Source organism: Bradyrhizobium sp. 187, assembly GCF_023101005.1.
Lineage (GTDB): Bacteria > Pseudomonadota > Alphaproteobacteria > Rhizobiales > Xanthobacteraceae > Bradyrhizobium > Bradyrhizobium canariense_D.
The window spans coordinates 4,692,832-4,705,641 of record NZ_CP064693.1; the positions used below are offsets into that span (position 1 = coordinate 4,692,832).

At 61.7% G+C, this 12,810-nt stretch carries 11 protein-coding genes and 1 pseudogene; 4 read left to right on the plus strand and 8 right to left on the minus strand.

Annotated elements, in window-relative coordinates; genetic code table 11:
* Positions 1-4: 4 nt before the first annotated feature.
* The 3 genes from IVB19_RS22620 to IVB19_RS22630 form a co-directional block, all read right to left on the minus strand.
* Positions 5-2,758 (minus strand): aminotransferase class I/II-fold pyridoxal phosphate-dependent enzyme, encoded by a 2,754-nt coding sequence (locus tag IVB19_RS22620; protein WP_247362274.1) that lies wholly within the window; start codon positions 2,756-2,758, stop codon positions 5-7.
* A 168-nt stretch (positions 2,759-2,926) separates the two neighbouring features.
* On the minus strand, positions 2,927-4,663 hold the full coding sequence (locus IVB19_RS22625; protein WP_247362271.1) for a SulP family inorganic anion transporter: 1,737 nt from the start codon (positions 4,661-4,663) through the stop codon (positions 2,927-2,929).
* Positions 4,660-5,334 carry a YoaK family protein gene (locus IVB19_RS22630; protein WP_247364666.1) on the minus strand — a complete coding sequence of 225 codons (675 nt, stop codon included), beginning with the start codon at positions 5,332-5,334 and terminating at the stop codon, positions 4,660-4,662. Before IVB19_RS22630 ends, IVB19_RS22625 begins: the two co-directional genes overlap by 4 nt.
* A gap of 130 nt (positions 5,335-5,464) precedes the next feature.
* On the opposite strand from IVB19_RS22630, the gene IVB19_RS22635 reads away from it, so the two are divergent.
* The 3 genes from IVB19_RS22635 to IVB19_RS22645 are packed head-to-tail and all read left to right on the plus strand — an operon-like array spanning position 5,465 to position 8,056.
* The gene (locus IVB19_RS22635; protein WP_247362270.1) at positions 5,465-7,153 is read left to right on the plus strand and encodes an aspartate-alanine antiporter-like transporter; all 1,689 of its coding nucleotides are present in this window, start codon (positions 5,465-5,467) and stop codon (positions 7,151-7,153) included.
* Between the two features lie 11 nt (positions 7,154-7,164).
* Entirely contained in the window at positions 7,165-7,416 is a 252-nt protein-coding gene (locus tag IVB19_RS22640; protein WP_247362267.1) for a hypothetical protein, read from the plus strand.
* A 28-nt stretch (positions 7,417-7,444) separates the two neighbouring features.
* Positions 7,445-8,056, plus strand: coding sequence for an invasion associated locus B family protein (locus IVB19_RS22645; RefSeq protein ID WP_247362265.1), 612 nt, complete (start codon positions 7,445-7,447; stop codon positions 8,054-8,056).
* 15 nt (positions 8,057-8,071) lie between these two features.
* On the opposite strand, the gene IVB19_RS22650 is transcribed toward IVB19_RS22645, so the two are convergent.
* Together IVB19_RS22650 and IVB19_RS22655 are read right to left on the minus strand one after the other, a co-directional pair.
* Complete coding sequence (locus tag IVB19_RS22650; RefSeq protein ID WP_026233508.1) at positions 8,072-8,446, minus strand: response regulator transcription factor; 375 nt, start codon at positions 8,444-8,446, stop codon at positions 8,072-8,074.
* Positions 8,447-8,607: 161 nt separating this feature from the next.
* Positions 8,608-9,252 (minus strand): response regulator transcription factor, encoded by a 645-nt coding sequence (locus IVB19_RS22655; RefSeq protein WP_247821693.1) that lies wholly within the window; start codon positions 9,250-9,252, stop codon positions 8,608-8,610.
* Between the two features lie 373 nt (positions 9,253-9,625).
* On the opposite strand from IVB19_RS22655, the gene IVB19_RS22660 reads away from it, so the two are divergent.
* A complete protein-coding gene (locus IVB19_RS22660; RefSeq protein WP_247362263.1) occupies positions 9,626-10,312 on the plus strand; it encodes a helix-turn-helix domain-containing protein in 687 nt (228 codons plus the stop codon).
* Here the strand turns inward: IVB19_RS22660 and IVB19_RS22665 are convergent.
* The 3 genes and pseudogenes from IVB19_RS22665 to IVB19_RS22675 all read right to left on the minus strand — a co-directional run bounded on the left by IVB19_RS22665 (position 10,260) and on the right by IVB19_RS22675 (position 12,772).
* Positions 10,260-10,748 carry a potassium channel family protein gene (locus IVB19_RS22665; protein ID WP_247362262.1) on the minus strand — a complete coding sequence of 163 codons (489 nt, stop codon included), beginning with the start codon at positions 10,746-10,748 and terminating at the stop codon, positions 10,260-10,262. The genes IVB19_RS22660 and IVB19_RS22665 overlap by 53 nt on opposite strands.
* A gap of 262 nt (positions 10,749-11,010) precedes the next feature.
* Positions 11,011-11,505, minus strand: a pseudogene (locus tag IVB19_RS22670) (acetate kinase); the annotation flags it as partial.
* Positions 11,506-11,656: 151 nt separating this feature from the next.
* Complete coding sequence (locus IVB19_RS22675) at positions 11,657-12,772, minus strand: AI-2E family transporter (RefSeq protein WP_247362260.1); 1,116 nt, start codon at positions 12,770-12,772, stop codon at positions 11,657-11,659.
* Between the last annotated feature and the right edge of the window lie 38 nt (positions 12,773-12,810).

Genomic DNA, 12,810 nt, shown 5'->3' on the forward strand with positions numbered 1-12,810 from the left:
TTTATTACGATGCCGCCTTCAGCTTCGGCGCGGCGCCGGGCTTGGGCCGGCCAATCTTCGCCAGGGCTTCGGCACGTACGAGCTTCAGCCCCTCCTTGGCGTCGTAGCCGTGGATTTCCTTCACATCGAGCTTGCGCATGAAGTCGATGGTTTCCTGGGTGATGACCTGCCCCGGCACCATGATCGGGAAGCCCGGCGGATACGGGATCACGAAACTGGCAGAGACGAGGTCGGGACCGGCCTTGAGGCGACGGTCGATCTCGGGATCGCCGAGCCGGATATATTCGCATCCCGCCGCGTCGTAGGCCGAGTAGAAGCCGCTGCGGATATCGCCCTCATTGGTCCTGGTGCCGGCATCGCCACGGAAACTGTCGTGGAACTGCGAGAAGTTCGGCAGGTCGGGCACATCGGTCATCAGGCTCTTGACCCGCGCCTCGAAGGTCTTCTTCGCATTGGCGCCACCCTGAACCAGTCCACGATCGACCTCGCCCGCAATCTCGGCCAGCACCCTCACCAGATGCGCAACATCGCTGCGGGTATTGTTGATGTTGGACTGGAACAGCACCGAATTGCGCGAGGTCTTGTTGATCTGGATGTTGTACTCGTTTGCCAGGATTCCCTTGAACTGCGTACCGTCGTATCCGGCGGTGCCGCACACCAACGTCATGCGGGTCGGATCGAGGCAGAACTCGTCGTCGTCAAGGCTCTTCAGGACACTCGCCCAGTTTGTGCCGGTGGCCAGATAGTCGGTGAAGCCGCTCTGGCGGTATTGCGCCGGCACCATCGCGTCCGCACCGAGAATCCGGAAGTATTTCGAGATCAGTGGATTGTTGTTGACCGCTTTGCGGATCGCGAACGCGATTTCGATCGCGTTCGCTACCAGACCATAGCCCTCGAGCTCCATCTGACGCCGCGAGACGTCGAGGCTCGCGATGAGCTGCTGGTTCGGGCTGGTCGACGCGTGCGTGAACACCGCCTCCTTGAACTGTTGCTCGACGGTATGGAATTCGACGTCCTTGACCGACAGCATCGAGCCCTGCCGGATTGCCGACATCGACTTGTGGGTCGAGTTGGTCTGGTAGACGCGCAAGCGGATCTGACGCGGATCGGGAATCAGTCGGGTCTTGAGCAGCACCTCGTCCGATGGATTCTTGTCGAGCTCGGCCTGCTGCTTCTCGTAAGCCGCAACCGATTTCGGGTCGTGCATCCAGGCCTCGATCTCGTTCGCGGCGCCCATCGCGGTCCGCCGCCGCAGGAACGGCGAGAAGCGTGCAAAGCCGAACCAGGCTTCATCCCACAGGAAGATCAGATCGGGCTTGATCGCGAGGCATTCCTCCATCACCCGGCGGGTGTTATAGATGTGGCCGTCGAAGGTGCAGTTGGTCAGGTCGAGCATCTTGACGCGGTCCAGCCGGCCATCTGCCCGCGCATTCAGCAGCGCCTGCTTGATGGTCTGCAGCGGCACCGCGCCGTACATCGAATACTCGGTCATCGGGAACGCTTCGACATAGATCGGCTGGGCGCCGGCCAGAACCATGCCGTAGTGGTGCGACTTGTGGCAGTTGCGATCCACGATCGCGATATCGCCTGGCCCGAGCAGCGCCTGCACCGCCATCTTGTTGGAGGTCGAGGTGCCGTTGGTCACGAAGAACACGCGATCCGCGCCGAGCGCGCGTGCCGCCTTGTCCTGCGCTTTCTTGATGGTGCCGGTCGGCTCCAGCAGGCTGTCGAGGCCGCCGGTGGTGGCGCTGCTTTCGGCCAGGAACAGATTCAAGCCATAGAACTCGCCCATGTCGCGGATCCAGTCCGACCTGAAGACAGATTTGCCGCGAGCGATCGGCAGCGCATGGAACGTGCCGATCGGGCGTTGCGCGTATTTCTTCAGGTTGTCGAAGAATGGCGTATCGAATCGATCCTGGATCCCTTCGAGGATGGAGAGATGGAGCTCGAGGAGCTCCTCGATGGAGTAGAATATCCGCCGAGCCACATTGGCCTCGGGGTTCCCCGCCATTTCCTCGACGTCGCGATTCGACATCAGATAGATGTCGAGCTCGGGACGTACCCGCTTGATGACGTGGGCTAGCCGGAGCGCGGACGCGTCCGACTCGTCATTGATCCCCGCGGCGGCGGTCATGGTGCGCAATACCGGCGCGTCGTGACGCGAGCGCAGAGCGAACCCCTCGTTGATGACGACGGCGGCGATATTGGGGTTGAGCATCGTCGCGCAGAAGGCGTCTTCCAGACTTCCGACGATCACCGGCTCATAGACGAACGAATCGACCGGACGCCGCAACTTGCGCCATTCGGCAGCGAGAGCTGGCCACTTCTCGGAGGAGACGCCGGTGACGACCAGCGTTTCGAAATAGGGTCGCCGAGCTGCATGCGATCCGAAAGTTGACGGCACAAGCTCGGGCGCATCACCGTCGCCGTCGTCCTTGGCATCCCAGTCGCCGGCAAGCTGGCGGAAGGATCTCGTCATCAACGCCTGCGTAATGCGCGTCGCGAGAGCAAGTGAACCCGCCGCATCCCCGGCCGAGGCGGCTTCCCGCAAAGCCGCCATCAACTGCAGCCCCGGATAGCCGTGAAACTCCTCTATCACGGAGAGATCGGCCAGGGCCGCGTCAAACATCGCACGGTCGCCGCCGCGCGCCCATGCTTTGGCTGCTTCGACCAGATCGCGCCAGTTGTCTGCCCGTCCGCCGGGCCCGGAAATGAACTGATCGATGCGCTTCTCTGCAGGCTTGGCGTCCTTGGACATGTCTCTCTCCGGATCTTTGCGAGGTCGCAGCCGGATCGTGATGCCCGCTCACCTCGGTTTATTGATCCAAGTCAACGGACGCGCATCTTGAAGAGACCCGAAGCACCTCGCGATGCAATATCGTCCGAGGTGGTTGCCCGATTCCGATTGCAGGCGAGAGAGATCGGATCAGAGCCGGGTGGCCAACACGCCGGCCGGATCCTCCGATATGGGATCAGACGATTGCTTGCTTTCACCGAGCACGCTGTCGACCGAGCGAAGCCAAATCGCACTGTCGGTCTTTTCCGCCAATCCCTCGGCCCGCAGCAGATCGCGCAATTGTGCATGTGCACCGACGATGCAGAAGGCGATATGGACCGAGGCGAGCTTGTCGTGAAGGTCGTGCAACATGCGCGCCCCAGCCAAATCAATGTAGGGCGAAGCGGAGAGATCGCAGACAACCAGCCTGATATCGGACGACTTCAGCAAGGCATCCGACACTGTTTCCAGGATTGTTTCGGCATTGATGTAAAGCAGCGAGGCTTCCGGTCGAAAGGCGATGATACCGACCAATGGCTCGACGCCTTCGTGCCTCGCATCATCGGAGTAGCGGCCGGTGCCCGGGAGCCGGCCGAGGAAGGCGACATTCGGACGTGAGGCTCGCGCCAGGAGCAGGACAATCGAGGCAATCGCCGCCAGCAGAACGCCTTGCAATATCCCCAGGAGCAGCACGGATACCAGCGCAATTGCCGCAGCGTTAAAGTCGATGCGGCTGACCTGCCACATCCGCAACAGCGCGCGGATGTCCACCAGCCTGTAAACGGCAGCAAAGACGATCGCCGCCAGCACCGCCTTGGGCAGATTCGTCAGGGCTCCCGTGAAGAACAGCAGGCACAGTGCCAGCGTCGTCGAACAGATCACCAGAGCCAGGGGCGTGCGCGCGCCCGCATTGTCATTGACGGCAGATTGCGACAATCCGCCCGCCACGGGGTAGCCGTGGCCGAATGCGGCGACGAGGTTGGCCGCGCCAAGCCCCAAAAACTCCTGACGGACATCAAGGGCATAGCCATGCTTGGCAGCAAAGCTGCGCGCGGCGGAGACACCTTCGATATAGGCCAGCAGCACGCATCCCGCAGCCAGCGGGAACAGTTCGTCCGGCTCCAACAGACCAAAGCTGGGTAGTCCAAACGCCGGCAATCCCTCCGGAATTTTGCCGGTCACCGGCACGCCAAGCGATGGAAGGCCAAGCAGTGTCGCCAGCATGATCGATAGCGCCATGATCGTGAGCCCGACCGGCTTTCCCCGCAGCCACCGCTCTCCCACAAGCAGGGACAAGAGAGCGAGGGCTCCGATCGCCAGAACCAGCCAATTGATGCCGCCGAGCTGACCCGCGAGCTTGATGGCGCGATCGAAAAAATTGTGACCGCCTCCGGCAACGCCGAACAGGCTCGGCAACTGGCTCATCATGATGGTAAGTCCCGCGCCGGCCTTGAAACCGACCAGGATACTGTCGCTCACCAAGCGGACGAGAACGCTGAGCTTGAACAACCAGGCGATCAGGCACAGCAGCGCCACCGCGCAGGCGGCCAGGCTCGCGATCTCGGCATATTTCGCCGCGTCTCCGCCGGCCAGCGTCCCGACGGTCGCCGCAATCATCAGCGAGATCGCCGAGGTTGGACCTATTGCAAGCTGGCGCGACGACCCCAGCAGCGCATAGCCGATGCCGCCGAGCATGTAGCCGTAGATGCCGATCTGAGGCGGCAGGCCCGCCAGCGTCGCATAGGCAAGTGACACAGGGAGGGCGTACGCCGCAAGCGTAATGCCGGCGATGGCGTCCGAACGCAGCCAAGCGCTACGGTACTGCGCCAACCATGTCGCCGGCGGAAACAGGAAAGTCCAGCGCGATCTGCGGTTGGATGAGGTCATGAGCTGGCCTCCTCGCCTGGACTTTCGCAACGCAACAGCACAACCAGCAGCGCGATCACGGGGACACCGAGCGCCAAATTCGGGATCTGCTTGGTCGCGAAGGCGCCAAGAGCCGCGCCGAGGCCGAACGTGATACACAAGACAACGAAAATGCCGGGGAGCCGTAGCGCCCCCTCGCCAGACGCTACAGCAAACACACCTTCAATCGCCTGCCGCATGTTGCCCGTGATCATGACGGAGCTGTAGAGCACGCCTTCGACCCTCGTGAAGACGGCGCTCTGTACGGCGGCGACGAAGGAAATGCCAAGCGTTCCCGCAAGATCCGGCAGGCGATTGTGCAGGATGGCGATAGTAACCAGCAGCAGGATTTCGATCAGCGTACCGATCGCGCTGGCGCGCGCTCCGGTTGCCCGTCGCAGCCATGCAGCGACCAGGATACCGGCGGCGAATGCAAGGATCGGCGGAACGAAGTGCAGCGCCTTCGTCCAATTTCCGATCGAGCCATAAACCCACAACAGCACAAGGTTTGCGGTCTGGGCATTGGCCATCACGCCGTGGATGATCCACGTAAAGGCGTCGATATAGCCCCCGGCGAAGGCAAGCAGCAGCGCAATCGGCACCGTTTCGTCGCGGCGTATCGACGAAGCAGCGGCAGTATCCATCGTGCTCATGTCCGAAGGTCGGCTTTGACTCTTGAGGCTCCACAAGAAGCGAGCTTGCCGCCGACCAGGATTGATCTGGATCAACTGTCGCCAGCTTTCGGCAACGAGATTGGCCCCTAACTACTGGAGGCAATGCGCCATGATTACCGTCAGGTGGATCATCTCTGCCGCGCCGGAAATCTTCCTGCTGCTGTCGGTCGCGCTCGGCACCATCCTTGGCCGCGTCCGTATTTTTGGATTTTCGATCGGCACCACCGCATGCACGCTCATCGTGGCGGTCCTGATCGGGCAGCTCGGCACCTTCACATTTCCAGCGCTACTGAGAGTCATCCTCTTCAGCCTGTTCGTATTCACGATCGGGTACCGGTCGGGGCCAGAGTTCTTTGCTTCTCTGAGCATCCGGACCTTGGCGCAGGTCGCCCTCGCGCTCGTGCTTGGCGGCACCGGGCTTGTCATCGTTCTCATATTTGCCAAGGCATTCGCACTCGGTCCCGGCACCGCTTCGGGGCTCGCTGCGGGAGCCCTGACGCAATCTTCGGTGATCGGCACCGCGTCCGGCGCGCTGGCCCAACTCGGGCTCGCCAAGGACGTGCTGGAGCAGCAGGAGGCGAATATCGCCGCCGGATACGCGGTGACGTACGTCCTTGGTTACATCCTCACGCTTCTGTTCGTACCCTTTGTCGCGCCGAAATTGATGCGGATCGATTTGAAGGCGGAGGCTGCGAAGCTGGAAGCGGAGCTGTCAGGAGGAAACCCGCCGCAGACCGAAAATCTGCATTATCGAAAGTTCCAGGCGCGCGCGTACCGGGTGTCGGCAGCGGCGGGACGCACGGTCGGCGCCGTCGAAGACGAGATCGGCAGCCGCAGTGTAATCGAGCGGATCGTGCGCGGGGGAGCTGACGTCGAGCCGCATCGTGACACGGTTCTTGAAGCGGCCGACGACATCGTCATCGCGGGTCGCACGGCGGCCATTGTCGCCGCAAAGCCGATTGTTGGCACCGAAATCGACGCCGACGAGATCCTGAAGGCTCTTCCAGGCAATGTGGTCGACGTCCTCGTCGACAATCGCAAGCTCCACGGCCGCTCCGTCAAGGACGTGGCCGACCGCGTCGGCGACGCCGCGCGCGGCGTGTTCCTGCGCACCTTGACGCGGATGGGACGCGAGGTCCCCTTGAGCGCGGAGACCCGCGTCTATGTCGGTGATGTCATGACGCTGGTCGGCAGCACCCGCAACATCGAGCGCGCCGCCTCGCAGGTTGGACAGATCCTGAGCTCCGAAGACCGTACCGACATCGCATTCCTTGCCGCAGGCATTGCCATAGGTCTGCTTGCCGGTCTCGTGAGCGTCAAGATCGGGTCTGTGCCCCTGACGTTGGGAGGTGGCGGCGGCGCCCTGATTGCAGGGCTTTTCTGCGGCTGGCTGCGCTCTCGGCGGCCGACGATGGGTGCAATGCCTCCCGCAGCGCAGCAGACGCTGAGCGACCTCGGGCTCGGCGGCTTCATCGCCGCGATCGGGCTCGGCAACGGCCACGCGGCCTGGGTCGCGATCCAGTCGCACGGCTTGTTACTGGTCGGCATGGGCCTGGTCGTCACGCTGGTGCCGCTGATCGTGACCACCCTGTTTGCCCATCGCGTGCTCCGCATGAACCCGGTCATCATTTGCGGAGCGCTGGCCGGCGCCATGACGGTCGACGCCGCCGTGACCGGCGCCTGCGAAGTTGCAGAAAGCCAAACCCCCGTCCTCGGAGTCGCCGTGCCTTACGCTGTCGGCAACGTTGTGCTCACCGTGCTTGGACCGATCATCGTGGCCAGCACTTTCGCCGGCTGAAGGAGGCGCGCGTGAACCTGCGGCATGCTTCGACAGTGACCTACTTCGCCGCGGCATTGAGCATCCTGGCCTGCTTTCTAGCCCCGGGAGGCGCCGACCACAATGTTCGTATCCAGGAAGAGGTCTGGGCCTTGCCACTGCCGCTACCTATGTTCGCCTATGTGGTTCGGCCCGTCAGCGACGGACATTTCCTCATCGGCTTGCCCTACACGATTCCGATGTGGGCACCGCTCGTCGAACGATTCCTTGACGCGCAGAAATAGCCGCAGAGCTGGCGCCTGGAGGCAGAACATGATCGACGCAACTTCAGTGCTTTTGTCCGGGCGTGCGCTCGTCTGCGTGTCGATATTGTTCGCGGCGGCTGTTGCCCGACCAGCTTCAGCGCAGAATATAGCCGCGCCAAAGCCGACCCCAGAGGTAAAGTCCGCCGAAATCGCACCTCGCGGGCAGCGCGAAGCCAAGGACATCACCTATGGCGGCTGGACAAAGCTTTGCGTACGGCCTGCAGGAACGCCGATGCTGTGCCGAACCTCGATCACGGGGCGGTTTGCTACGGGTCAGATGGCAATCCGCGTGGACCTCATCGAGCGTGACGGCGACCCCATTGCGCGCCTACAAGTGTTTGTTCCCGTCGGCATGTATCTGCAGAAGCCGGTCAAGCTGACGATCGACGGGGCCAACGTCCAGTCATTGCCTTACACCTGGTGCCTGAGCAATACCTGCATTGCCGCCGACGCAGCCGATCCCAAGTTCATCAACGACATGGATGCCGGCACGGCTCTCGTCCTTGAGGTCACCGACTCCAACCTTCTGTCTCTGACGACGTCATTGCCGCTGGCACAGTTCGGCCCGGCTCACAAAGGCGCGCCTGCACAGATCCTGGAGCAGGACATCGAGGAGTGAGCAGGTGAGAACAACTCAAGCGCTCTTGGCGCAGGCGCGTTCAACCGTTGCGATCAGCTCGCTGGCCGCGAAGGGCTTGCTCAAATAGGCCGCACAGCCGGAATCGATCGCGGCCGCCTGATTTGCCTGGCTGTCGTTGCCCGTGATGTAGACGACAGGCACCTTAGCGCCGTCACTTGCCAGCTTGCGCCGCAGGGCGATACCCGACTCGCCGTTCAGATTGACGTCCAGCACGAGGCAGCACGCGTCTTCGAGGTGGCCATGACTAAGCAATGCACCGGCGGACTCGAAAACAACCGCGGTAAAGCCGTGGTTCCGCAGCAACCGCTCCATGCTTCGCCGCATCGATGAATCGTCATCCACAACGTATATTGACCTGCGTGCAAACAATGGGTGAGCTTTCTCATCGAACACTCTGCACCCGCCTCACAACGACGAGGCGCCGCAAATGTTCCTGCGCAAATCCAACGGCCAACTAGGCAGTCGTTGCCAGAATCTGTCAACAATATTTCGTATTGTCCTATCGTACAGGTCTGATCGCGAGATTGACGTCACCTACCGCAAACAGTCCGACGGTTCGGCTGCGAGCTCAGAAGTCCGAGCCGCTCGGCGACGGAGACCAGCTCGGCCAAGGACGGCACCTGCATCTTTGTCATCACCTGGTGCCGATGCGCCTTTACGGTGCGCTCGGTGGTTCCAAGCTCGTAAGCGATTTGCTTATTGATCTTCCCGCGCACGATGAGGTCGAAGACCTGTCGCTCGCGTCGCGTCAGAGACGTCAAACGAGCACGAAACGAATCCAGCTTGCCCTGTTGGCCGCGCACCACCTCTTGTCGAACCAGTGCGCGCTCGATCGCGTCGATCAACTGTTCCGAAGATACTGGTTTGGTCAGAAAGTCTTCCGCGCCGGCCTTGATCGCGCGAACAGTCGTTGCGGTATCAGCATGCCCTGTCAGGAACACGATCGGCAACGGCGAAGGTCGTTGGGCGAGGCACGCTTGCAACTCAGGGCCGCTCAGGCCCGGAATCTGCACGTCGAGCAGGATGCAGCCCGGATGTTCGGAGCCCGGGGGATCCTCGAGCAATTGTTGCGCCGACGCGTAGGTCACAACCTCATAGCCGGCAAGCTTGAGCCGACGCTGGATGGCGGTGCGAAACGATGGGTCGTCGTCGACCACATAGACGAAGCCAGGCAATGTTTTCCTCCCGACCTGTTCTTGCAAGCAGAACACCACCGCTCGCGCAAGCCTTAGAAGCAATTCAAGACGCCTCGCAGCCCGCGGTCAACATCAATGAAAGCAGCCCGCCCGCAGTGGCACGACTTCGGGCGGAATGCGCGACGTAAGCCTACGCCGCGCAATCCGACAGATGTTCTGACAGGTTTCTCATCCAGCGCACCATCGCCGTCCCTGTACTTTGGTACAATGCACCTACAGACAATGGCTGCAAAGCCTGCTTTTGGCTTAAACAACCTTTGCGGGAAGGGTGATTTATCGGCGGCTCCGTATTCCCGGTGACGGAAATAAGCTGCTCGCGATTATCGCGTCAGCACCAGTTCGGGAGTTGACCATGCTGGTTCGCAACGCTGCCGACGCTTCCTCGCGGCATCATTCACTCCGCGAGCTTGGCCTGAATACCAGTTCAAATCCGATCATCAGTTTAAACGAATTTACCTATAAAAAGGGCACCGAAATCTACGGCGAGAAAGAGCCGGCCGAATACGTCTATCAGGTCAAATCAGGCGCCGTGCGAAGCTACAAGCTCCTGTCAGACGGGCGTCGCCAGATCGGCGCCTTCCACCTGGTTGGCGACATCTTCGGGCTCGAAAACGGCAGCGAGCATAGATTCACAACGGAAGCGATCGTCGACACGACCGTACGCCTGGTTAAACGGCAGAGCCTCGAACTCGTCGCAGAAGGCGATGCCATGGTTGCCCGAAACCTGCTCAGCATGACCACCAACAACCTTCAGCATGCGGAAGATCACATGCTGCTGCTCGGCCGCAAGACCTCGCTGGAGCGGGTGGCGGCCTTCCTGCTCGAGATGGATACGCGGCTAACGGCCGCAGGAATTCTGGCCCTGCCAATGTCCCGGCGCGACATCGCGGACTACCTCGGATTGACCCTGGAGACCGTGTCCCGCGCCCTGTCCCGCCTTCACGACCTCGGCATCCTCGGCTTCATCGGCAACACCCAGCGGCAGATCATGCTCCTGGACCGGCATCAGCTCGCAGCTCTTGATGATCTCCAGAATTGAAGCCGGGCGCCGCGATTGCCGAGAGATGTTCAAGGGTCTTGCGTAACACCTCGAACAGGACTGCGGTCGACCAGCCGAACATCAGAATGCCGTTCATGGCAGTCATCGGCCCCGTCAGCCGCCATCCCTGCACTGGCGTGACATCGCCGTAGCCCAGCGTGGTGTAGTTCACGAAGGTGAAATACAGCAACTCGCTCCCCTCGGGCGCGGCACCAACCAGAGCGTAAGCCAGCGCCCAGACAAGAACCTCGACCGTGTGTGCAACCATCAAAATGACAGCTATCGTGACCATCACCGCCATCATGTGAGATCGGGGCCGCATTGTATGCTTCAATCCCGCGCTGCGGGCGATGTCGATCGCTGCAACGGTCACCAGCGCGTGAATCATGATGTTGATCACGCTAATGAAAGTGCCGAGCAGAAATTGGACAGCCATCGCGAGCTCCCTCCGACGCTGCCGGGGTTTGGTTGGTCAGCGCTGCCATCCGGCCCGCGGTATGATGCGGGCGTTTGATGCAGATCAACGTGGCGCGGGCGTGTACGCTCATTGCCCGCACCCCGGCCACCAAGGAGCCCGGTCATGACGCTCAGCTTGGCGCTCTCGGGCTACCCTTCATCAGCAGTGCCAGCGTGTGCCTGGCGATCATAAGATCCTCGTCGGAGGGGATGACATGGACCGGAATGCGGCTCGCCGGAGAAACCGCAGAATGGTCGGCGACTGCGGCATGCGTTCGGGGAAATGCGGCATCAAAGCAGGCGACCTGCGGGATTGCCGGGAAATTCGCCAGAATGGAACGGATTGGCGCCAAGTTGTGCGGCAGATCAAAAAGTGCGGACCTGGTCAACCGCTCCAGGCGGGCCATGACTTCATGATCGATTAAGACGGGGCGGTCATGCTCTGGACCGCCGTGAAGGACGCGGTGCCCGACTGCAATCGGATTTATATGAAGCTCGTCCCGCAACCAGGTGCTGGTGATGTCCATCGCAGCCGCAACATCCGGCACTGTTTCGACTGGATAAGCGCGATTGGCGAGCGGACCACCGCCAGCCTTGCTCGCCCGCAAGCGCGGACAGCGCCCGATGCCGTCCATCTGCCCCTTGAGCCGTTGCCGTAGCCTGCCTTCTCCTTCGACAGAGTAGATCTGGAATCGGAGATCAGAGGAGCCGGCATTGATGACAAGGATGGTGTCCATGGCACTCACACCGCAAATTTTGCAGCATGCCGACGCCCCGCATCGACTCTGATGGTCCGAGCAACGTCAGCGGGCGAGCCAGGCATATCCACCACCATCTCCGACCGGTCGTCGTATCTTCACCCGAGAGCTTCCATCGAGCTCATCGAGGTCAACGCTCGATTGCCAGCTGTGCGGGCGCAGCCCGTTCAGCGCGGATCCAGGCGACTGTCAACTCCCAGACGACAGACAGAATGATCGGTCCGATGAAGAGGCCGATGATTCCGTGGAAGAGAGTTCCGCCGATCACCCCGATCAGGATGACCAGCGCTGGCGTGGTCAGGCCGCGCCCCATGACGAGCGGCTTCAGGATATTGTCGAGCACCGACACGATCACGAGAAACACCGTCAGTAGGAGCGCGATCGGGAATTCCTTGTCGGTCCATATCCAGATGATGACCGGCAGGATGACGATGGTCCCGCCGATCTGCACGATCGACAGCAACAGCACCACGAAAGCAAGAAGGCCCGCGCTGGCGATGCCGGCGAGCTTGAAACCTATTCCCGCCAGCAAGGCTTGGATGATGGCAACGCCGATCACGCCTTGAGCCACCGCACGGATCGTGGCTCCTGCCAGGTCCAGAAAATGCTCGCTTTGGTCCGGCACGATGCGGGACAGAAAGCTGCGCCCTGCGGCCACGAGCTGAGGTCCATACGGAAACAGCACGCCGGCCACCGCCACCGACAGCAGAAACTTGACCGTTCCCACACCAGCATTGCCGGCAAACCCAAGCAAGGTGGACGCGAATGGCTTCAAATAGGGCACGACCGCGCGCAAGAGCGACCGGAGGTTGGTCGTCGCCTGATCCCAGAGATCGAAGAGCTGAGGCCCGATGACTGGCCACTCTTTGAGCGACTGCGGCGGCGAAGGCACATGCAATTCACCGGCCGTCACCTGGGCGGCAAGATCGGTGATCCCGTCGACCGCGCCCATGCCCAGCCAGGTCGCCGGTCCGATCACCACAGCCAGGTTCACGAGCGTGAGGATCGTCGCCGCAAGCTTCGGCCGTCCGCCGAGAATGTCGCTGAGGCGCCGAAACGCCGGGTTCAGCGCAGCAGCAAGCACGACACTCCAGGCCAAAATGGGGATGAATGGACGGACCAGGAGGAGCGCCCAGACGAGCAGCAGCCCCAGCAATCCGAGTCGGATCAGAAGCTGGATGATCTCGTCTCCGGAGAATATCTGACGGAGTGTTTTCACGGACGCGCCTTCAGCCATGCCGCGCATGCTGAGGCGAACTAGCCCCTGCTCTCACGCCGCACGCT

Bases quoted from the DNA above. Each gene is read 5' to 3' on its own strand.
- IVB19_RS22620 (WP_247362274.1), bottom strand. From the start codon at position 2,758: ATGTCCAAGGACGCCAAGCCTGCAGAGAAGCGCATCGATCAGTTCATT.
- IVB19_RS22625 (WP_247362271.1), bottom strand. From the start codon at position 4,663: ATGACCTCATCCAACCGCAGATCGCGCTGGACTTTCCTGTTTCCGCCG.
- IVB19_RS22630 (WP_247364666.1), bottom strand. From the start codon at position 5,334: ATGAGCACGATGGATACTGCCGCTGCTTCGTCGATACGCCGCGACGAA.
- IVB19_RS22635 (WP_247362270.1), top strand. From the start codon at position 5,465: ATGATTACCGTCAGGTGGATCATCTCTGCCGCGCCGGAAATCTTCCTG.
- IVB19_RS22645 (WP_247362265.1), top strand. From the start codon at position 7,445: ATGATCGACGCAACTTCAGTGCTTTTGTCCGGGCGTGCGCTCGTCTGC.
- IVB19_RS22660 (WP_247362263.1), top strand. From the start codon at position 9,626: ATGCTGGTTCGCAACGCTGCCGACGCTTCCTCGCGGCATCATTCACTC.
- IVB19_RS22665 (WP_247362262.1), bottom strand. From the start codon at position 10,748: ATGGCTGTCCAATTTCTGCTCGGCACTTTCATTAGCGTGATCAACATC.
- IVB19_RS22675 (WP_247362260.1), bottom strand. From the start codon at position 12,772: ATGCGCGGCATGGCTGAAGGCGCGTCCGTGAAAACACTCCGTCAGATA.